The following is a 20,842-nucleotide window of genomic DNA, read 5'->3' as shown; positions in this document are numbered from 1 at the left end:
GATAAGTTTGATCCGTATCAGGCTCGGTATCGCAAGGTACCGAGCCTTTTTTATGGATAAAAGGCCAGCAACCGGTAGCCGACAATGCGCCCCTTGTTCGGGTTGTCGATGACCCGCAGATCGACCGAGGTCGCCCACTCGCGTCCCGCAAACAGCACCCGAGATGCCGCACCCAATTCGGTCGATGTCAGTACCCGCCGAAATACCGCCTGCTCGTCGATATCGGTGAGTACAAACTCAATCGCAGGCATAGCCAGATCGAGTTTTGCCTGGTTTTTGAGCACCAAGTTCAACCGGTAGGTATCCTCGTTTTGCAATGCGCTCAAGGTCGAGCTGTCGATCACGATGGCATCGATTTGCCGCAAAGTCTGTACCGAACATCCTATGCTGGCACACAAGGCTTGCAATAAAGGCTTTGTCTCAGGCCAGGTCGCGGCCACACTGTCTCTCCCATGGAGAAGGCCTTGCAGACCCAAGATCATCCCCAGCAGCACCGCCGCAGCCACCCAGAGCCCCCGCAGCACGGGGCGCGGCACCATGGTCAGTGCAGGCGGTTCGCGGGTAAAAGAGTAACCCGCAGAATCTGCCGCAAAAAGGGGCTCAGCCTCCAATACGGTCGGACTTTCCGGGACATCTTCGGCAATGGGAGCGGCCAGCGTTTCAGGCGGCTCAACAGGCTCTGGCTCAGGAATCAGCGCCGCTTCAGGCTCCGCGCAAAGCTCAATGGGCACGCTCGGCCCGGGAGCCTCCTGCACCGGATCGGGCAGGCTGGCAGGCGCAGGAGGTGCCTCAGCCAGGGCCGTAGGAACAGGCTCAGGCATCCATACCGGCACAAATGCCGGTATCGATGGTTCTGGCGGCAGGTCCGGCAAGGGGGCCAGTGGCTGGACCCATTGGTGCTCAGCATCGCTTTGCTGTAAATCACCGGAAGCATCAAATATTTCCGCACAATGGCCGCAGCGCACCCAGCCTTCGGAGATGCGGAGCTGGTCAGGAACGACTTTAAACAGTGTTCCACACACCGGACAGCGCGTGATCAAGGCCATGGTCTGCGGCTTTCGTGCACGGGCCTACAAAGGATGCGGCCTAGAACCGGGCGGTCATCAAGACCCAGCCGTCTTCGCTGTCCAAAACTTCGAGTACAGCGTACGGCGCATAAGCCGCCTTCAATTCGTCGGTCTGGCGCTCCAAAATACCGGCCAGCACCAAAGCACCGCCAGGAGCCACATGCGCGCACAACAGTGGAGCCAGAACCTTGAGCGGTGTCGCCAAAATATTTGCCAGCACCGTGCCGTACACGCCTTGCGCCTGGTCCGGCAAACCGGCCTTGAGCTGCACATGGTTGGCGTGGGCATTGAGTAGCGTGGACTGCACCGCCGCACCGTCAATATCCACCGCATCGATGTCGGTCGCGCCGAACTTGGCCGCACCAATCGCCAAAATGCCCGAACCACAGCCATAGTCCAGTACCCGCGCCAAAACGCCCGCATTCTGCCTGGCAATCCAGCGCAAGCACATACGGGTGGTGGGATGGGTACCGGTGCCAAAGGCCAGGCCCGGGTCGAGGCGGATCACCCGCGTTGCCTGGGCAGGTGGTTCGTGCCAGGTCGGCACAATCCAGAATTCTGGCGTGATGTCCACCGGCGCAAACTGTGACTGGGTCAGCCGGACCCAATCCTGCTCCGGCACCGGAACGATGCCCAGCAGGTCACAACCCGCAAAAAAGTCCTGCACCGCCAAAACGCTAGCCGCCTCGCGTGCCAATGCTTCGGTGGCAAACAGCGCCTGGATGCGCGAACGCTGCCAACCGTCTTTGGGGGGTGGCATGCCAGGTTCGCCAAACAGGGCTTGCTCGGCATCGGTCTGCGCGTCCGCGTCTTCCACGCTCACGCTCAGGGCGTCCAGGGCATCCAGCGCGTCGCTGACAGCTTCAACCCGGTCTTGCGGGCACATCAAACTGATTTCAAACATAGGGCTCAACGTTTGTGCTGCGAGAGCCACTCTTCCAGGTAATGGATATTGGTTCCACCCGCCATGAACTTGGCATCGACCATCAGTTCGCGGTGCAGCGGGATGTTGGTGTTGATGCCTTCGATCACGGTCTCCAGCAAAGCTGTGCGCATACGGGCCATGGCCTGCTCGCGTGTGTCGCCGTGCACAATGATCTTGCCGACCATGGAGTCGTAATTCGGCGGCACGTAATAGTTTGTGTAAACATGCGAATCCACACGTACACCCGGACCACCGGGCGGGTGCCACATGGTGATACGGCCAGGCGACGGCGTAAATTTATATGCATCTTCGGCGTTGATGCGGCATTCGATGGCATGGCCATGGATGCTGATCTGGCGCTGGGCGAAGGGCAGTTTTTCACCGGCCGCCACCATGATCTGGGTGCGCACAATGTCCACCCCGGTAATCAACTCGGTCACCGGATGCTCGACCTGCACGCGGGTGTTCATTTCAATGAAATAAAACTCCCCGTTTTCAAACAGGAACTCAAACGTACCGGCACCCCGGTAGCCAATTTTCTTGCAGGCGGCCGCACAGCGCTCGCCAATGCGCTCGATCAGTTTGCGGGGAATACCGGGTGCGGGCGCTTCTTCCAGTACCTTCTGGTGGCGGCGCTGCATGGAGCAGTCGCGCTCGCCCAGATACACCACGTTCTTGAACTTGTCGGCCAGTATCTGGATTTCGATATGGCGTGGGTTCTGGAGGTATTTCTCCATGTAGACCGCGCCGTTGCTAAATGCAGCCAAGGCCTCGGCCTTGGTCATTTGCACCGCGTTGATCAGCGCCGCCTCGGTGTGCACCACGCGCATGCCGCGCCCACCACCACCGCCAGCGGCCTTGATGATGACCGGGTAACCCACCGCTTTGGCGGTGCGCTTGATCACCACCGGGTCGTCCGACAGCTCGCCTTCAGAGCCGGGCACGCAGGGCACGCCCGCTTTGATCATGGCCTGCTTGGCCGATACCTTGTCGCCCATCATGCGGATGTTCTCAGGCGTAGGCCCAATGAACTGGAAGCCGCTTTTTTCCACGCGCTCGGCAAAGTCGGCGTTTTCGCTGAGGAAACCGTAGCCGGGGTGGATGGCCTCGGCATCGGTCACTTCGGCCGCCGAAATCAGCGCAGGCATGTTCAGATAACTCAAGGCCGAAGCCGCAGGCCCGATGCACACGGCCTCGTCGGCCAATTTGACGTATTTGGCATCCCGATCCGCCTCGGAATACACCATGACGGCCTTGATGCCCATTTCACGGCACGCCCGCTGGATGCGAAGGGCGATCTCCCCCCGATTTGCAATCAATATTTTTTTAAACATGCGCCACCAAACTCTGTGGGTTTACTCGATCACGTACAAAGGCTGGCCGTACTCGACGGCCTGGCCGTTTTCGCACAGCATTTGCACCACAGTGCCCGCTTTGTCGGCTTCGATTTCGTTCAGTATCTTCATCGCTTCGATGATGCAGATGGTGTCGCCTTCCTTGACTTGGCTGCCCACTTCCACAAAAGACTTGGCACCGGGACTGGACGAACGGTAGAAAGTGCCCACCATCGGCGACTTGACCACATGGCCGGCCGGTGCCGCAGGCGCGGCAGGAACGACATCCACCGCCTGGGGCGCCGCCATGACCGGTGCCGCCACCATGGTGGGTTGTGCGGCTTGGTACACCATCGCACCGCCACCCTTGACGATACGGACCTTACCCTCAGCTTCGGTAATTTCCAGTTCTGACACGTTGGAATCAGACACCAAGTCGATCAACGTTTTGAGTTTGCGCAAATCCATAAAACCTCCAGCCACGATGCATGAAAAGGGGTGGAATCTACCCTAATTTCACACAACGATCGTTTATTTCTTTTATTTACAGTGGACAGGCTGCCATAAAAAGCAGCCCGCAGGGTGGTCAAACTGCCACCGGATGCGCTATTTCAACCCAGCCCACACCTGTAAATCAGCAGGGCTAACCCTGCCCATTTTACGGTGAAGCACCGTCCCCGCCGAACCCAAAACCACGGTAAAGGGCAAGCCCCCGGCCAGGTTGCCCAGCGATCGCCCCAGCTCGGTGCCGCCCAAACCGGCCATGGCGATGGGATAGCTGACCGGCGTTTTTTGCAGAAAGCTGCGCACCGCGCTGGGCTGGTCCACCGCCAAGCCCAGCACTTGCCAGCCATTGGCCGCATTTTGTTGAAAGAAACGGTCGATCATGGGCATTTCTTCCACGCACGGCGGGCACCAAGTGGCCCAGAAATTCAGCAGCACGGGCCGACCGCGCAAAGCCTGCATCGCCAGCGGCGTGCCCTGAGGGGTGTCAAAACTGAGCCGCCACAGCGCGTCTTCCACACCCGACAGCAAGGGCGCGGGCTGGTATCTCCACCACGCCACACCGGCGCCCGCCAGTCCTGCAGCGGCGGCCACTCCGGCCATGAGCCGACGGCGTGAAGCGGCCATCATGGCGCGTCCTCCGCCAGCAAGCGGCGCACAGCGGCCGTGTCGCCCCTGGGGGAGCGGCCTTTGGAGTCGGGCTTCAAGGCCCCGCGCAGGTCGTCCAGGTCGTAGACCATGAAATGCACACCGACCGTCTCGCCCAGCTCCGGGCTCAGACTCGCAAAACCCAAGGCCTCCACCGGCTCACCGCGAAACCCGGTGACAGTGGCCGGGGTGTAGGGCACGCGGTGGTCGATCAGCGCAATCTCGGCGGATTTGGAGTCGTCGCAAAACAGCTGGATCGCCACGTCCGACAAGCGCGTGGCCGTACCCTGCCACACCGCACCGCACAAGTGCGGCCGAAACTGCTCCATGCGCTCCATCCAGGTCAGGGCCAATTGGCGCAAGGCACGCAGCTCGGCGGGCTGGGTGTCGCCACAAAACAGGTCGATATAGGCCCGCACCGCGTCTTCCACGGCATCGTTGCCGGGCAAAGCCGCGCGGCCTGCGCCCAGTTGCGAGGCGGCGCGGCGCTTGGCCGGGCCGTATTCCAGGCCTTCTTCGACCACCATGCGGGCGGCCGTCTCGGCGATCTCTAAAGTCAGTGCATCCATGTTCGTGATTCTGCCCTTTTTGCCGATCCGGGTTGCAACCAGGGCCACCCCTAAAATCCCCGCATGCACATTCATATTTTGGGTATTTGCGGCACCTTCATGGGGGGTTTGGCCGCCTTGGCGAGGGAAGCTGGGCACCGGGTGACGGGCTGCGACGCGGGGGTTTATCCTCCCATGAGCGACCAACTGCGCGCGCTGGACATCGGGCTGATCGAAGGTTTCTCGGCCGACCAGTTGGCGCTGGAGCCCGACATGTTCGTGGTCGGCAACGTGGTGTCGCGCGCCCGTGCCGCCGACGGCAGCCCTAAATTTCCGCTGATGGAAGCCATTCTGGATGCAGGCCTGCCCTACACCAGCGGCCCGCAGTGGCTGGCCGAACACGTATTGCAAGGCCGCCATGTGCTGGCGGTGGCAGGCACCCACGGCAAAACCACCACCACCGCAATGCTGGCCTGGGTACTGGAACACGCCGGGCTGCAGCCAGGCTTTTTGGTGGGCGGCGTGCCGCTAAATTTCGGGGTGTCCGCCCGTTTGGGTGCGGGCAAGACCTTTGTGATCGAGGCCGACGAGTACGACACTGCCTTTTTTGACAAGCGCAGCAAGTTTGTGCACTACCGCCCACGCACCGTGGTGCTGAACAACCTGGAGTTCGACCACGCTGATATTTTTGACGACCTACCCGCCATTGAACGCCAGTTCCACCACCTGCTGCGCACCGTGCCCAGCACCGGCCGGGTGGTCACCAACGGGCTGGAGGAAAGCCTGGCCCGCGTGCTGCACCAAGGCTGCTGGAGCGAAGTGCGCAGCTTTGGCGCGGCGGTGAGCGACTTCACCGCCCAAGGCGAACCGCACAACTTCCAGGTGCTGCAACGCGGCAAGCCGGTGGCCACGGTGGAATGGGCGCTGGGCGGCGTGCACAACCAGCTCAATGCGCTGGCCGCCATCGCTGCCGCCGACCATGTGGGCGTACCCGCCGACGTGGCGGCGCGGGCACTGGGCGCGTTCCAGAACGTAAAACGGCGCATGGAGGTAGTCGGCAACGTACACGGCATCACCGTGTACGACGACTTTGCCCACCACCCCACCGCCATCCGCACCACGGTGGACGGCCTGCGCCGCCGTATCGGGCCGGACCAGCGCATCCTGGCAGTGTTCGAACCGCGCAGCAACACCATGAAACTGGGGGCGATGAAGGCCCAATTGCCGTCGAGCCTGGAAGATGCCGACCTAGCGTTTTGCCACAGCGGCGGCCTGGGCTGGGATGCCCGCAGCGCCCTGGAGCCCATGGGCGACCGGGCCCAGGTGGCCGACTCGGTGGATGCGTTGGTGGCGCAGGTGGTGGCAGCCGCCCAGCCGGGCGACCACATCCTGTGCATGAGCAACGGCGGCTTTGGCGGAATCCACGCCAAACTCTTGAGCGCACTACAAAACTAATAGCATACAGCGCAGGTAATATCTACGCCGGAAACACTTTTGGCTTAAATTTTAAAAGAGGACGGTCAACCGAGGTCCGATGGGCGCTGGTGGGCCGATGGCAACCACCGCAAATCACCCAAAACGGTAGACACAGCGCCGTCAAAATACAAGCTGCCCAGTTCGCGCAGCAGTTGCTCGGGGTTGACACCGCTTTGCAGCAATTGCTCCAGGCTGGCCGGGCCGGCTTCCAGCACGCGCAACACCGTGCGCAGGGAGTCCTTGAGCCAGGTCTCGGGCACCTGGGGCGGGCGCAGCAGGCGGATAGCATCGGTTTTGAACGCTGCAGGTAGCAGGTCGGCGGCGGAGTGCTGGGCAAACTGCCACATCACCGCCCGCAAACCCACTTGCTTGAACCGGGGAGGCACCACGTCGGGGGTGGCCGCACGCGGATCCCACTGGGCTTGCTCCAACTGCACCGGGCTGGCATCCACCAAATAGTCGATACGCCGCCGGGGAATATCCACCACGGCCAACAAAACCGTCTGGTGCGTCAGCTCGTACACGGCCTGCGGCAGATGCTCCATTTTCTGGTGTACCAAAGCCCCCAAAAAATACTGTGCCCGCAAAGGCTGCAGCCAGGCTTCGAACTTTTTCAGCACCATCCGCACCGCGCGCTCGGATTCGGGTTCGAACGTGGTCAGTGGCTCGATTTCCGGCACAGCCAGTGGCGTGGTGAAGGCCAGCGGCCGGTCCACCTGGTCCAGTTTGAGCAACATTTCCGACTCGGCGCTGCGGCTGTCGGGTACGGTCAGGGTGCCGTCGTCGTGCAGCCGGGCGGCCGCGCCGCTCACGCACCAGGCATCGGCCTCAGAAAATTTGGCCACCCGCCAGGCAGGCAGGCTGGTTGGCTGGTAGGGCAAGACGGCGACCAAAGCGGCCCGCTGCTGCGGTGACAGCCCGGCCAAACCCAGCCAGAAAATAGGTCGATCCAGTGCCATGCTGCTGCTCCGTTTACAAAAAAACAGGCCCACTCCGCATGGACGCGGGCCTGTTGTTGCAGCATCAGCTTACCCGACGGGCCTGGACCGCGGCAGACAAAATTTCCAGCGTTTGCAAGGACTGGTCCCAGCCCAGGCAGGCATCGGTGATGCTCTGGCCGTAAGCCAAAGACTTCTGGTCGGTCTTGCCGGGGGTGAACTTTTGGGCACCTTCGACCAGGTGGCTTTCGACCATCAGGCCGAACACCTGGCGCGAACCGCCGGCCACCTGGCCTGCGATGTCGCGGGCCACCTCGATTTGCTTTGCGTGCTGCTTGCTGCTGTTGGCATGGCTGCAATCGACCATCAAGGTAGCGGGCATCTGGGCGGCGCTAAGCTCGGCGCAGGCCGCAGCCACGCTGGCGGCATCGTAATTAGGGGCCTTACCGCCGCGCAGAATGACGTGGCAGTCCTTGTTGCCGTTGGTCTGCACGATGGCGACCTGGCCATTTTTGTGCACCGACAAAAAGTGGTGGCCGCGCGCCGCAGCCTGGATGGCATCGGTGGCGATGCGGATATTGCCGTCGGTGCCATTTTTGAAGCCGATGGGGGCCGACAGGCCGGAGGCCAACTCGCGGTGCACCTGGCTTTCGGTGGTACGTGCGCCAATCGCGCCCCAGGAGATCAGGTCGCCGATGTACTGGGGCGAGATCACGTCCAAGAACTCGCTACCGGCGGGCAGGCCCAGGCGGTTGATGTCGATCAGCAACTGGCGGGCGATGCGCAGGCCTTCGTCGATGCGGTAGGTTTCATCCAAGTAAGGGTCGTTGATCAGGCCCTTCCAGCCCACGGTGGTGCGGGGCTTCTCGAAGTAGACGCGCATCACGATCTCCAGCGTGTCGGCGTATTTCTCACGCTGCACGACCAGACGGCGGGCGTAATCCAGCGCCGCGGCCGGGTCGTGGATGGAGCACGGGCCAATCACCACCAGCAGGCGGTCGTCGCTGCCAGCCATGATGTTGTGGATGTTTTTGCGGGTGCTGGAAATCAGCGTCTCGACCGGCGTGCCGCTGATGGGGAAGAAGCGGATGAGGTGTTCTGGAGGGGGTAGCACGGTGATGTCCTTGATGCGTTCGTCGTCGGTTTTGCTGGTTTTTTCGACGCTCGCATACCAGTTGTCGCTGCTAGGGTGGGTCTTTGCATTCATGGGCGGCTCCTGTGGGTTTTGTATGAAAAAGGGAAATGGGAGGAAAAAGGAACGAAAAAAAACCGCCTGAGAGCTTGGGGCTCCGGCGGTTTTTATGAGTGCTTGCTTGTCTACAACTTAGCCTCTCATCCGCCGGGGACCGAGAACCAAAAGTAAAAGTAGGCAAACACGCTTTGATGCATAGCTTTTCAATGTAACACAGACGGCTTAGGCCGTGCCGCCGACCGTCAGGCCGTCGATGCGCAAGGTGGGCTGGCCCACACCTACCGGTACGCTCTGGCCTTCTTTGCCGCAGGTGCCTACACCGGGGTCAAGCTTCATGTCGTTGCCGATCATGCTGACCTTCTTCAGGCACTCGGGGCCGCTGCCGACGATGGTCGCACCTTTGACCGGGTACTGGATCTTGCCGTTTTCCACCCAGTAGGCTTCGCTGGCCGAAAACACAAACTTGCCCGAGGTGATGTCCACCTGGCCACCGCCAAAGTTGCTGGCGTACAGGCCTTTTTTGATGCTGCCAATGATTTCTTGCGGGTCTTTGTCGCCCCCCAGCATGTAGGTGTTGGTCATGCGCGGCATGGGAATGTGGGCGTAGCTCTCGCGACGGCCATTGCCGGTGGGTTTGACACCCATCAGGCGGGCATTCATTGCGTCCTGGATGTAGCCCTTCAAGATGCCGTCTTCGATCAGCACATTGCGCTGGCTGGCACAGCCCTCATCGTCCACATTCAGCGAGCCGCGACGGTCGGAAATTGTGCCGTCGTCCAGCACCGTCACGCCCTTGGCGGCCACGCGCTGGCCGATGCGGCCACTGAACGCGCTGGAGCCCTTGCGGTTGAAGTCGCCTTCCAGCCCGTGGCCGATGGCTTCGTGCAGCAAGATGCCAGGCCAGCCGGAACCCAGCACCACGGTCATCACGCCCGCAGGGGCGGGGCGGGATTCGAGGTTGGTCAGGGCGGCATGCACGGCGGCATCCACGTATTCATTGAGCATGGCATCGTCAAAGTAGGCCAGGCCAAAGCGACCACCGCCGCCGCCCGAACCCATTTCGCGGCGCACAACACCCTTGACGGTGGCCTCGGCGATGACCGTGACGCTCAGGCGCACCAGCGGACGCACGTCGGCGGCCAAGGTGCCGTCGGCACGGGCGACCATCACCACGTCGTATTCGGCAGCCAGCCCGGCCATCACCTGGGCCACGCGCGGGTCTTTGGCGCGCGCCAGCTTTTCCACCCGCTCCAACAGTTTGACTTTGGCGGTGCTGTCCAGCGTGGCGATGGGGTCAACACCGAGGTACAGGCTGCGGCTTTTTGCTACTTTTTGTGTAGCTACCTTTGCACGCTTGTTCTGCGCTGCAGCCGAAATAGACCTTACAGTACGGGCCGCGTCGAGCAGGGCCGCTTCCGAAATGTCATCGGAGTAAGCGAAGGCGGTTTTTTCGCCGCTAACAGCCCGCACACCCACGCCCTGGTCGATGCTGAAGGAGCCGGTTTTGACGATGCCCTCCTCCAGGCTCCAGCCTTCGCTGCGGGTGTACTGGAAGTACAGGTCGGCATCGTCCACCTTGTGCGCGGTAATTTCGGCCAGCGCGCGGCTCAGATGGGCGGGTGTCAGGCCAAAAGGCTCCAGCAGGAGCGATTGGGCAATGGCAAGACGTTCTAGGGTGGGTTCGCGAGAGATCATCTATGCATTCTAGGCCTGGAACACAGGGGCCGCAGGCCTCACGGCGATCCCCCTGCCCGCGTCAGGACTGCACCAAACGCCGGGCTTTGGCGATCGACATCAGAATGCCCAGCCCCAGGCCCAGCGTGACCATGGCCGTGCCGCCGTAGCTGATAAAGGGCAAAGGCACGCCGACCACTGGCAAGATGCCGCTGACCATGCCCATATTGACGAAGGCGTAGGTGAAGAAGATCAGGGTCACGCTGCCCGCCAACAGGCGCGAAAACAAGGTCGGCGCATCCATGGCAATCACCAGCCCACGCAGGATCAGAAACAAAAACCCGGTGATCAGCAGCAGGTTGCCGACAAGGCCGAATTCTTCGGAAAAAGCCGCAAAAATAAAGTCGGTGGTGCGCTCGGGGATAAATTCCAGGTGGGTCTGCGTACCCTGCATAAAGCCCTTGCCCAGCACGCCGCCCGAGCCGATGGCGATCATGCCCTGGATGATGTGAAAGCCCTTGCCTAGCGGGTCGCGGCTGGGGTCCATCAGGGTGCAGATGCGCTGCTGTTGGTAGTCGTGCAGCACTATCCAGCGCACCCCGTCGGCGCACAATGCGGGTTCATTCCACACCACCAGGCCAATCGCCACCAGCCCCAGCAATACCGGCGGCAAGATGAGTTTCCAGCTCAACCCGGCAAAAAACAGCACCGACAGTCCGGTAGTCATGACCAGAATGGCCGTGCCCAGGTCCGGCTGCTTGACAATCAGCGCCACCGGCACCGCCAGCAGCAAGCCTCCCACCAAAAAGTCCAGTGGCCGCAACTGCCCCTCGCGCCGCTGGAACCACCAGGACAGCATCAAGGGCATGGCGATTTTGAGAATTTCACTCGGCTGGATGGTGATACCCAGGTTAAGCCAGCGCCGGGCCCCTTTTTTGGTCACGCCAAAAATGGCCACCGCAATCAGCAGGGCCACACCCACGGTGTACAGCGGCACGGCAAACGCCATCAGCCGCTGCGGCGGGATTTGCGCCACCACAAACAGGATTGCCCCCGCTAGTAACATATTGCGCCCATGGTCCACAAATCGCGTACCGTGGTCGTAACCTGAGGAATACATGGTGAGCAGGCCCGCACAGACCAGCATGAAGACGGCAAACGCTAGCGGACCATCAAAGCCGCGAAACAGCGGCCCGATGCGCTGCCACAGCGGAGGTTTTTCAAAAACAACAGACATTCCGCGATTATCGCGGCTGCGTGCAACTAGCTCGCCAGTCCGCTAGCCCGCCAGGACGCGGTTCTTGCCGTTGCGCTTGGCCAGGTACATGGCCTGGTCGGCGCGTTTGATGCAGTCGCTACCCGACTCGTCTTCGGCCAGTTGCGCCACCCCGGCGCTGAAAGTGATCAGCACCTTCTGGTTGTCGCGCAAAAAGAATTTTTTGGTCAGCTCGCGCTGCAGCCGGGTCAAGGTAGCCACACCCAGCTCGAGCAAGGTGTCGGGCAGCACGATGACGAATTCTTCGCCACCGTAGCGGGCCAGGGTGTCTTGCGGCCGCATGGATTCACGGGTGACATTGGACAGATGGGTCAGGGCCTCGTCTCCCGCTTCATGGCCCAGATCGTCATTGAGCTTTTTGAAGTTGTCGATATCCAGCAGCGCCAGGCACAGCGGCGTGCCTTTGCGCCGGGCATTGGCGATTTCCCGCTGGATGGCCTCGTCCATGCCGCGGCGGTTAAGGGCACCAGTGAGCGGATCATGCCGCGCCTGGGCGCTGACGCGGTCCAGCTCCAGGTGCAGCTTGCTGATTTCGGCTTCGGCCAGCTCGGTTTTTTCGCGCATGGCCTGGAGCTGGTCACGTGAGTCTTGCGTGTCCAGGGCCATGCTGCGGGTGGCGCTGAGGGCGGTTTGCAGTACCGGGCCCAACTCTTCGATGGTCTGCACCCGCTCAATCTGGCGCGCACACTCTTCAATCCGGCCATGGTAGATGCCGCTGGACTCGCCCATCAGCGACAGCCGGTCCACAAATGCGGCCAGCAGCTGGCGCATTTGCGTCTGGGCTTCAAAAGCGCGCGCCTTGGCTTCTGACTGCTTGGCGATCACGTCCACCAGCCGACGCTGCACATCGTCCAGGCGGCGCAGGCTCAGGGGCGGGGTGGATGCCACCACCAACGCGTCGATCTGGCCGCGCAGCCATTGGTCGTCCATGCACAGCTCGCCAATATTGGCAAACACCAGGTGCAATAGCTGCAGCAAAGCGTTTTTGATCTCGAACTGGTCTTCGGCCGTGAACGACAACCGGTGGGTGAAGTTGGCCAGCATGGTTTTGGTGCGCGGCAAATCCGGCACCGGTTGGCGAATAAACGCCAGCAGCTCGCGGGCCTGCTCCACAAAGCGCGGATCGTCGGTACCCAGTGCAGGCAGAGCGTTGTCGATCAGGCGGGCGATTTGCTCCATGAACTCGGGAGTCAGCGCCGGGTTACTGTGGGCGCTGGAAGAGCTGGCTGGCGACCCAAAACCGCTGTCGCCAAACCCCGAGTTGCCACTGGGCGCAGTGCTGACCATGCCAAAACCGGCATAGCCCACCAGCGCGTTTTGCACGCCGTCCCAACTGCCTTGGTTGATGGCAGACTGCAACAAACCGCATTGTTTTTGCTGGCCCGGGTTTTTAGCGGGCAATGCCGCCGCTACCAGACGCAGCCGATCAAACGGAAAGTGTGCAGGCACCATGGTGCCTGCAACCTCGTGGTAGAGGATTTGGTAGTTTTCAGGCGTAGGAGCCAGCTTTTTAAGGCTGAGCAGCTTGAAAGTTTCACGCGCAATTTCGGCAGAGGATCGTTCAGCCATGGATTTTTGTATTTAGTCTGCTGGGGACGTGCGCCCCCATAGAAAGCCATAGCAATGTTAGCCGCTAAACCAACCGCATCCAAGCGGCAAGTGCATACAATTTTGATAGCATCTTTGTATGCTTACGCAACAATTCGCCACCCATCTTCTTTATCTCCATGGATTTCGCTCGTCGCCGCAGTCGGCGAAGGCCCGGCAGGTTGCCGCGCGCGTGCAGATCCAGCACCCTGGCGTGACCTGGTGGTGTCCGCAGTTGCCGCCCTCGCCCAAGGAAGCCATGGCCCTGCTGCGCCAAGGCGTTGCCGAATGGCCATGGGCAACGATGGCCGTGGTCGGCTCATCACTGGGCGGCTTTTATGCCACCTGGGTGGCCGAACACACCCGCTGCAAAGCCGTGTTACTCAACCCAGCTGTGAACCCGGCGCGGGACCTGGCCCGGCACATCGGTAAGCAAACCAGCTGGCAAAACCCCAAAGAGCGTTTTTATTTTGAACCCGCCTTCATCGGCGAATTGCAGGCCCTGACCCTGCACAACCAGCCCCCGCCCGAACGCTACCAGGTGCTGGTCGCCAAGGGCGACGAGGTGCTGGACTGGCGCGAAATGGCGGCCCGCTACGCCAGCGCCCACCCCACGCTGCTGGAGGGCGGCGACCACGCGCTGAGCGACTTCGACACGCATATCGACGGGGTGTTTCGCTTTCTCAACCTGCTGCCCGGTCCATCGCCCAAATAAACAGGCCGTTCATCATGGGAGAATTCAGTCCATGTTTGCATTATTTGAAGAAGCCGGAAAATTCATGGCCGGACGCATCTTGTCCGAAGCGGAGTCGTCCGCGCAGGTCGAGCTCGACAGTGGCAAGCGGGTCAAGGTCAAGGCCGCCAACTTGTTGCTGAAGTTCGACAAGCCCACGCCCGCCATCCTGTTACAGGGTGCCCAGCTGGTTGCCGCCGACATTGAGCTGGAGATGGCCTGGGAGTTCGCCCCCGAGGACGACTTTGGCTTTGCCGACCTAGCGCGCGACTATTTCAGCCTTAACGCCACACTGGAGCAGCAAACCGCCATGCTGCTGCGCCTGTTTGACGCGCCGCACTACTTTCGCCGCGCAGGCAAAGGGCGGTTTCGCAAGGCCTCGGCCGAGATCCTGCAATTGGCGCTGGCCGCCATCGAGAAAAAACAGCAGCTTGCTATGCAAATTGAGCGCTGGGCAGAGGAGCTAAGCCAGGGCCAGTGCCCGCCAGCCGTGCGTGAGCAGCTCTACAAAATACTGTTTAAACCCGATAAAAACGGCCCGGAATACAAAGCCGTGGTGGAGGCATCGCGCGCCACCCACAAGGCACCACTGGTGCTGTTACAGCACGCCGGGGCCATCGACTCGCCCTACCAGTTCCACTGGCGGCGGTTTTTGCTGGAAAACTTCCCCAAGGGCACGGGCTTCCCGGCCCTGGACGCGCCACAGATAGTGGACGATCTGCCGCTGTCCACCGCACAGGCGTTTTCCATTGACGACTCGCAAACCACCGAGATCGACGATGCGCTGTCGGTGCAGGGCCTGGGCACGGGCACGGTCACGCTGGGCATCCACATTGCCGCACCCGGCTTGGCCATCACGCCCGGCAGCGCCATTGACCAGTTGGGCCGCGCCCGCCTGTCCACCGTCTACATGCCAGGCTACAAGCTGACCATGCTGCCCGATGCGGTGGTGCAAAACTACACCCTGCAAGAGGGCCGAGACTGCCCCGCCGTGTCGCTGTACGCCACGCTGGATGAGGCCACGCTGGAGATCACCGCCACTGAGACGAAACTGGAGCGGGTGCACATTGCCGCCAACCTGCGACACGACCAGCTCGACACCCTGGTCACTGCCGAGTGGCTGGAAAATCCTGATTTTGAGCATGAAATAGGCCTCCAGCCCATATTTAATCTGCGCGAGCAGCTATCATTTTTATACAAGCTCGCCAAACACCTCAAAGCCCAGCGCGAAGTGGTGCGCGGCAAACCCGAGAACTTCAACCGGCCCGACTACAACTTCAAGCTGGTTGGCAAGACCGACGACGAGCCGGTCGGCGACGAACAGGTGCAAATCACCACCCGCCAGCGCGGTGCGCCTCTGGACTTGATGGTGGCCGAGGCCATGATCCTGGCCAACAGCACCTGGGGCAACTGGATGGCCGAGAACGGTGTGCCCGGCATCTACCGCAGCCAGGCCAGCCTGCTGCCCGGCGTGAAAGTGCGCATGGGCACCAAGGCGCTGCCGCACGCAGGCATCGGGGTCAAAAGCTATGCCTGGAGCACCTCGCCCCTGCGCCGCTATACCGACCTGGTCAACCAGTGGCAAATCATCGCCTGCGCCCAGCACGGAAAAACCGCAGCCCTGGCCGCACCGTTCAAGCCCAAAGATGCTGACCTGTTCTCCATCATCTCGATGTTTGACGCGGCCTACGCCACCTACAACGGCTACCAAGGCGCGATGGAGCGCTTCTGGACGCTGAAGTACCTGCAGCAGAACGCCATCACCGAGATCGTCGGCACGGTCTTCAAAGACGGCATGGTCCGCGCGGATGATTTGCCGCTGGTGCTGCCGGTACTGGGCGACGCGCCGCGCGGAGCCAAGGTACGGGTCAAGCTGGGCGACATTGACGAGATCACGCTGGACGTACACGGCACCGTGGTCGAGCGGCTGGACACGCCGGTCGAGGTGGCCGCCGATGCCCCCGTCGGTGCAGCGGAAGACGCAGAAGAAGAGGAAGAGGACGACACCACCTCCGGGCCGATTGCCATCGCCGTCGACATGGACGAGCCCGAGGCCGCCGCCGCATCCGCCGCCGAACCTGCACCGTGAGCTGGCGCTTCCTACGCAACTTCACCGCACTGCAGCTGGCGCTGGGGGTGTCCATCACCCTGCACGCGGTACTGCTGACGCTGCGCTTCATCGACCCCGAATCCTTCAACCGGGTGTTCCAGGACACGCCGCTGGAGGTGATTTTGGTCAACGCCAAATCCACCACCCCGCCCGACCGCGCCACGGCCATCGCCCAGGCCTCACTGGCCGGGGGCGGCGAGGCAGATGCGGGCCGCGCCACCACGCCGCTGCCGCCGTCGGCCATCACCGACCTGGGCGAAACGATGGAGGCCACGCAGCGCAAGATGGACGCGATGCAGCAACAGCAAACCATGCTGCTGGCGCAGGTGACCCAGCAACTGGCAAGCCTGCCCATCCCGGACCCCAAAAAGGCCAGCAATTCGCCCGAAGCCGCCGCGCAAGAAGAAAAACGCCGCCAGTTGCTGAATCTGCTGGCCGAGATTGAGCGGCGCATCAACCAAGAAAACGCCCGCCCCAAGCGCCGCTACGTCAGCCCCTCCACGCGCGAAGAGGTGTATGCGGTGTATTACGACAATCTGCGCCGCCGGGTGGAAGACCGGGGCACCGAAAACTTCCCCGAGGTGGCGGGCAAAAAGCTGTATGGCGCGCTGACCATGATCGTCACCGTCAACTTTGACGGCCAGGTATTGGCCACCCAGATTGCCGAGAGCTCGGGCAACCGCACCCTGGACCGACGCGCAGAAGCCATCGTGCGCAATGCCGGGCCGTTTGGCATGTTCAGCGATGCCATGCGGGCTAAGGTAGACCAGTTGGTGGTGGTATCGCGATTTCGCTTTACCCGCGACCAGACGCTGGAAACCAAAGTCGGCACCACCCCCTGACCTCCTGAATTTCTTTTTTCAGACAGAAAGTACCTGTATGGACCGCTATTGCGTGATGGGCAACCCGATAGAACACAGCCGGTCGCCGTGGATCCAAAGCCGGTTTGCCGCTTTGATGGGCCACAGCTTGCAGTACGACAAGCGCCTGGTGCCGCTGGACGGCTTTGCGCAAGCCATTGCCGCCTTCCGCGCCGAGGGCGGGCTGGGCTGCAACGTCACCGTGCCCTTCAAGTTTGAAGCCGCCGCAGTCGCCGACCACCAGTCCCCACGCGCCCAACTGGCCGGGGCCAGCAACTTCCTGCATTTCCGCGATGGAGGTATCCACGCTGACAATACCGATGGTGCAGGCTTGGTCAACGACATCCAGAACAACGCCGGAGTGGCTCTGGCCGGGCGCGACGTGCTGCTGATCGGCGCCGGGGGCGCATCCGCCGGGGTGCTGGGGCCGCTGATTGCCGCCCAGGCCCGTCGCATCACCGTGGCCAACCGCAGCCTGGGCAAAGCCGAGGCCCTGGTCGCACGCCACGCCGCGCTGGCCCAGGCGCACGGTGTGCTGGTGGACAGCGCCGAGTTGGCCGCCGTGCAAACGCCTTACCACGTGGTGGTCAACGCCACCGCCAGCAGCCTGAGCGGCTCGGCCGTACCGGTGTCGCCCAAGGTACTCCAGCCCGGTACGCTGGCGCTGGACATGATGTACGGCCCGGCGGCCGCGGGCTTCATGGACTGGGCCCGCGCGCACGGTGCCATTGCACGCGACGGCCTGGGCATGTTGGTCGAGCAGGCCGCCGAGGGCTTTTTGCTGTGGCGCGGCGTGCGGCCCCCCTCTGCCAAAGTGCTGGCCGAGCTGCGCGCCACGCTGGGTTGACGCGATGCGCCCCGTACTGCGCTGGCTGGTGCTGGTGGCTTTTGCCGCACTGGCACTTCAACTGTTTTTTGTCGGCCGCATCGCCCTGATGCTGGTGGTGGATCCGCAATCCACTGCGTTTGAACGGTCGGAAGCCTGGCGGCTGCTGACCGGCGACGACACGCAGTTGCGCTGGCGGCAGGAGTGGGTGCCATATAGTCAGATTTCCGACAACCTCAAACGCGCCGTCATCGCCTCAGAGGACGGCACGTTTACCAACCATGACGGCGTGGACTGGGAGGCGCTGGAAAAAGCCTGGCAAAAGAACGAAAAAGCCCAGGAACGCGCTGTCAAACTGGCTACCCCGGCCAAGGCCAAAGCAAGCGCCACACCCAAGCCCCCCAAAGTGATTGGCGGCTCTACCATCACCCAGCAACTGGCAAAAAACCTGCTGCTGTCAGGCGAACGCACGCTGCTGCGCAAGGGCCAGGAGTTCGTGTTGACCATGCTGCTGGAGCATCTGCTGGACAAGCAGCGCATCCTGGAGATCTACCTGAACAACGTCGAGTGGGGCGAAGGCGTGTTTGGTGCAGAAGCCGCTGCCCAACACTACTTCCGCAAACCCGCGTCCCGCCTCAGTGCGTTCGAAGCCGCCCGGCTGGCGGTCATGCTGCCCCGACCCAAGTATTTTGAAAAACTGCCCAATTCCGGCTATCTGGGCAGCCGCGCCTCCACCATCGTAGCCCGCATGGGAAGCGCCGAGCTGCCCTAAATGGCCGGGATGGATAATGCAGCGGCATTCCCGCTGAACCCGCCTGAGCCCTTTCATGTCTGACATCCTCGAACAAATCATCACAGTTAAGCGCACAGAAATCGCCACAGCGATGCGCCGCACCTCCCTGGCAGACATGCGTGCCGACGCAGAATCCCGCGTGCTGACCCGCGACTTTGTGGGTGCCATGCGCAAAAAAATCGCCGCCGGGCAGGCTGCTGTCATCGCCGAGATCAAAAAAGCCAGTCCCTCCAAAGGCGTTCTGCGTGCCGACTTCATCCCCGCCGACATCGCCCAAAGCTACGCCGAATATGGTGCGGCCTGTTTGTCCGTGCTCACTGACAAACAATTCTTCCAGGGCCAGGTGGACTACCTGAAACAAGCGCGCGCCTCTTGCCAACTGCCGGTGCTGCGCAAAGACTTCATCGTGGATGCCTACCAGGTCTATGAATCCCGCGCCATGGGAGCCGACTGCATCCTGCTGATCGCCGCAGCCCTGGACGATGGCCACATGGCCGAACTGGAGGCCATCGCCCGCTCGCTGGACATGGCCGTACTGGTGGAAGTGCACGATGCCGCTGAACTGCAGCGCAGCCTGAAACTGAAAACCCCGCTGATCGGCATCAACAACCGCAATCTGCGTACCTTCGAAGTCAGCCTGGACACCACGCTGGCCCTGCAAAAAGACGTGCCCGCGGACCGCCTGCTGGTCACCGAAAGCGGCATTCTGACCACGGCCGATGTACAGCGCATGCGCGACGCAAACATCCATGCATTCCTGGTCGGCGAAGCCTTTATGCGCGCAGCAGACCCGGGCGTAGCGCTGGCAAGCCTTTTCGACACCCAATAAGCTGCCCGCAATGCCTCTCTATCGAGAAGATGGCCTACAGAGTTGGCCGCCGCTGAAAACCAGCGTCGCCTCCGACTGGCAAGCTTGCCTGGCGGACTTTCTGGCCTCGGCGCATGGCCAGCAGCTCGGCCAGTTCCTTAACCAGCGCCTGGCCGAGAACGCCAAGATCTACCCACCACAGCCCTTGCGGGCTCTTGCGCTTACGCCGCTGAGCGCCGTCAAGGTGGTCATCCTGGGGCAAGACCCTTACCACGGCCCAGGTCAGGCCGAAGGACTGGCATTTTCGGTTGCGCCCGGCATCCTGCCGCCGCCCTCGCTGCGCAACATTTTCAAAGAACTCCAGCAAGAAGGCATGCCACCTCTCGCGAAGGGTGGATCGCTGACCGGCTGGGCCAAACAAGGCGTTTTGCTGCTCAATACCTGTTTGACGGTCGAAGATGGACTTCCCGCCAGCCACGCCAGACGCGGCTGGGAAGCGCTGACGGACGCGGTTGTCATGCGCGTTGCACAAACGGCTCCAGCCTGCGTTTACCTCCTATGGGGAGCCCATGCCCAGACCAAAGCACCATTGGTCCAGCACGTCGCTAAAGCCCATGGCAACCAGATTCTGGTGTTGCAATCCAACCATCCGTCGCCTCTCTCTGCATTGCGCCCGCCCACGTCATTCATAGGTTGCGGCCACTTTCGGCAAGCCAACAGCTTTCTGCAGCAGTCGGGCGCAATCGCCATCGACTGGTCGCACACACAATGAAAACAAAATCAAGCAGCCCGAAGCCAGAGGCCTCCACAACGGGTTATCATAGAAAGCTGTTAAGCACGGAGTCGCCAACACGCTAAAACTCTGTGCTATAATCTAAGGCTTCGCCGGAGAGGTGGCCGAGTGGTTAATGGCAGCAGACTGTAAATCTGCCCTCTTACGAGTACGCTGGTTCGAATCCAGCCCTCTCCACCAGCGAAACGCCAGTAGCGGCAGCACCAGTAGCCAGTTTTTAAAGTATTGACAAGCGGGTTTTGGGTTTGGCGTGAATGTTTCGCCTTGGATGCGCAGGCATTCGAACGCGGGAGTAGTTCAATGGTAGAACCCTAGCCTTCCAAGCTAATGACGCGGGTTCGATTCCCGTCTCCCGCTCCAAAGGCGTTTGTCAATAGGAAGTAGTGAAAAGTTAAGGTTGTGTTGCTTCGGGCCTTCCGTAGCAACGTAACAAGTGCCCATTTGGCTCAGTGGCAGAGCACTCCCTTGGTAAGGGAGAGGTCCCGGGTCCGATTCCCGGAATGGGCACCAGCATCTTGAAGACGCGCCGAATCCAGTAGGTGCGACGGTTGTGTAAATTTGGTTTATTTTTTTCGGAGCTCCTTGGAGAGTTGAAAAATGGGAAAAGAAAAGTTCGCACGCACCAAGCCCCACGTCAATGTGGGCACGATCGGCCACGTTGACCATGGCAAAACCACACTGACCGCCGCCATCACCACCGTGCTGGCAGCCAAGTTCGGTGGCCAGGCCAAGGCCTACGACCAGATCGAC

20 protein-coding genes and 3 tRNA genes are annotated in these 20,842 nt (G+C 61.6%); 12 read left to right on the top strand and 11 right to left on the bottom strand.

Annotated elements, in window-relative coordinates; translation table 11 throughout:
* Positions 1-50 precede the first annotated feature (50 nt).
* The 6 genes from AC097L_RS22310 to AC097L_RS22285 form a co-directional block, all read right to left on the bottom strand.
* A complete protein-coding gene (locus tag AC097L_RS22310) occupies positions 51-1,046 on the bottom strand; it encodes a DUF3426 domain-containing protein (RefSeq protein ID WP_479588915.1) in 996 nt (331 codons plus the stop codon).
* Positions 1,047-1,086: 40 nt separating this feature from the next.
* Positions 1,087-1,971, bottom strand: coding sequence for a 50S ribosomal protein L11 methyltransferase (gene prmA / locus AC097L_RS22305; protein ID WP_479588914.1), 885 nt, complete (start codon positions 1,969-1,971; stop codon positions 1,087-1,089).
* Positions 1,972-1,976: 5 nt separating this feature from the next.
* The gene (gene accC, locus AC097L_RS22300; protein ID WP_479588913.1) at positions 1,977-3,326 is read right to left on the bottom strand and encodes an acetyl-CoA carboxylase biotin carboxylase subunit; all 1,350 of its coding nucleotides are present in this window, start codon (positions 3,324-3,326) and stop codon (positions 1,977-1,979) included.
* Positions 3,327-3,347: 21 nt separating this feature from the next.
* Positions 3,348-3,794: an acetyl-CoA carboxylase biotin carboxyl carrier protein gene (gene accB, locus AC097L_RS22295; RefSeq protein WP_295955846.1), complete on the bottom strand. Its 447-nt coding sequence runs from the start codon at positions 3,792-3,794 to the stop codon at positions 3,348-3,350.
* A 138-nt stretch (positions 3,795-3,932) separates the two neighbouring features.
* Positions 3,933-4,460, bottom strand: a complete 528-nt coding sequence (locus tag AC097L_RS22290) for a TlpA family protein disulfide reductase (RefSeq protein ID WP_479588912.1) — start codon at positions 4,458-4,460, stop codon at positions 3,933-3,935.
* Positions 4,457-5,047: a hypothetical protein gene (locus AC097L_RS22285; protein WP_479588911.1), complete on the bottom strand. Its 591-nt coding sequence runs from the start codon at positions 5,045-5,047 to the stop codon at positions 4,457-4,459. Before AC097L_RS22285 ends, AC097L_RS22290 begins: the two co-directional genes overlap by 4 nt.
* A gap of 63 nt (positions 5,048-5,110) precedes the next feature.
* Between AC097L_RS22285 and mpl the strand changes: the two genes are divergently transcribed.
* Positions 5,111-6,481 carry a UDP-N-acetylmuramate:L-alanyl-gamma-D-glutamyl-meso-diaminopimelate ligase gene (gene mpl / locus AC097L_RS22280; RefSeq protein ID WP_479588910.1) on the top strand — a complete coding sequence of 457 codons (1,371 nt, stop codon included), beginning with the start codon at positions 5,111-5,113 and terminating at the stop codon, positions 6,479-6,481.
* Positions 6,482-6,546: 65 nt separating this feature from the next.
* Here the strand turns inward: mpl and AC097L_RS22275 are convergent, their stop codons facing one another.
* The 5 genes from AC097L_RS22275 to AC097L_RS22255 all read right to left on the bottom strand — a co-directional run bounded on the left by AC097L_RS22275 (position 6,547) and on the right by AC097L_RS22255 (position 13,151).
* Positions 6,547-7,461 (bottom strand): hypothetical protein, encoded by a 915-nt coding sequence (locus AC097L_RS22275; RefSeq protein ID WP_479588909.1) that lies wholly within the window; start codon positions 7,459-7,461, stop codon positions 6,547-6,549.
* Positions 7,462-7,525: 64 nt separating this feature from the next.
* Positions 7,526-8,647, bottom strand: a complete 1,122-nt coding sequence (locus AC097L_RS22270; protein ID WP_479588908.1) for a 3-deoxy-7-phosphoheptulonate synthase — start codon at positions 8,645-8,647, stop codon at positions 7,526-7,528.
* A 207-nt stretch (positions 8,648-8,854) separates the two neighbouring features.
* Positions 8,855-10,327, bottom strand: a complete 1,473-nt coding sequence (gene tldD / locus AC097L_RS22265) for a metalloprotease TldD (protein ID WP_295955858.1) — start codon at positions 10,325-10,327, stop codon at positions 8,855-8,857.
* Between the two features lie 61 nt (positions 10,328-10,388).
* On the bottom strand, positions 10,389-11,543 hold the full coding sequence (gene rodA / locus AC097L_RS22260) for a rod shape-determining protein RodA (RefSeq protein WP_479588907.1): 1,155 nt from the start codon (positions 11,541-11,543) through the stop codon (positions 10,389-10,391).
* Between the two features lie 42 nt (positions 11,544-11,585).
* On the bottom strand, positions 11,586-13,151 hold the full coding sequence (locus AC097L_RS22255; protein WP_479588906.1) for a GGDEF domain-containing protein: 1,566 nt from the start codon (positions 13,149-13,151) through the stop codon (positions 11,586-11,588).
* Positions 13,152-13,269: 118 nt separating this feature from the next.
* Here AC097L_RS22255 and AC097L_RS22250 point away from each other — a divergent pair, with 118 nt between their 5' ends.
* The 11 genes from AC097L_RS22250 to AC097L_RS22200 form a co-directional block, all read left to right on the top strand.
* Complete coding sequence (locus tag AC097L_RS22250) at positions 13,270-13,884, top strand: YqiA/YcfP family alpha/beta fold hydrolase (RefSeq protein WP_479588905.1); 615 nt, start codon at positions 13,270-13,272, stop codon at positions 13,882-13,884.
* A gap of 31 nt (positions 13,885-13,915) precedes the next feature.
* Positions 13,916-15,991, top strand: coding sequence for a ribonuclease catalytic domain-containing protein (locus AC097L_RS22245; protein WP_479588904.1), 2,076 nt, complete (start codon positions 13,916-13,918; stop codon positions 15,989-15,991).
* Positions 15,988-16,854: an energy transducer TonB gene (locus AC097L_RS22240; protein ID WP_479588903.1), complete on the top strand. Its 867-nt coding sequence runs from the start codon at positions 15,988-15,990 to the stop codon at positions 16,852-16,854. The genes AC097L_RS22245 and AC097L_RS22240 overlap by 4 nt, the downstream gene beginning before the upstream one ends.
* A 37-nt stretch (positions 16,855-16,891) precedes the next feature.
* Positions 16,892-17,719 (top strand): shikimate dehydrogenase, encoded by an 828-nt coding sequence (gene aroE / locus AC097L_RS22235; protein ID WP_479588902.1) that lies wholly within the window; start codon positions 16,892-16,894, stop codon positions 17,717-17,719.
* A gap of 4 nt (positions 17,720-17,723) precedes the next feature.
* Positions 17,724-18,470: a monofunctional biosynthetic peptidoglycan transglycosylase gene (gene mtgA, locus AC097L_RS22230; RefSeq protein ID WP_479588901.1), complete on the top strand. Its 747-nt coding sequence runs from the start codon at positions 17,724-17,726 to the stop codon at positions 18,468-18,470.
* A gap of 55 nt (positions 18,471-18,525) precedes the next feature.
* Positions 18,526-19,320, top strand: a complete 795-nt coding sequence (trpC, locus tag AC097L_RS22225) for an indole-3-glycerol phosphate synthase TrpC (RefSeq protein ID WP_479588900.1) — start codon at positions 18,526-18,528, stop codon at positions 19,318-19,320.
* Between the two features lie 10 nt (positions 19,321-19,330).
* Positions 19,331-20,071 carry a uracil-DNA glycosylase gene (locus AC097L_RS22220; RefSeq protein WP_479588899.1) on the top strand — a complete coding sequence of 247 codons (741 nt, stop codon included), beginning with the start codon at positions 19,331-19,333 and terminating at the stop codon, positions 20,069-20,071.
* 115 nt (positions 20,072-20,186) lie between these two features.
* Positions 20,187-20,272 (top strand) — tRNA-Tyr (locus AC097L_RS22215).
* Between the two features lie 106 nt (positions 20,273-20,378).
* Positions 20,379-20,452, top strand: a tRNA-Gly gene (locus AC097L_RS22210).
* Between the two features lie 75 nt (positions 20,453-20,527).
* Positions 20,528-20,602 (top strand) — tRNA-Thr (locus AC097L_RS22205).
* Between the two features lie 87 nt (positions 20,603-20,689).
* On the top strand, positions 20,690-20,842 hold a 153-nt coding region (locus AC097L_RS22200), incomplete at its 3' end, for a GTP-binding protein (RefSeq protein WP_479588950.1).

The organism is Rhodoferax sp. RT5P35 (assembly GCF_056521385.1).
Note: the sequence above shows the minus strand (reverse complement) of the source record. Positions and strands in the feature narration are given on the sequence as shown.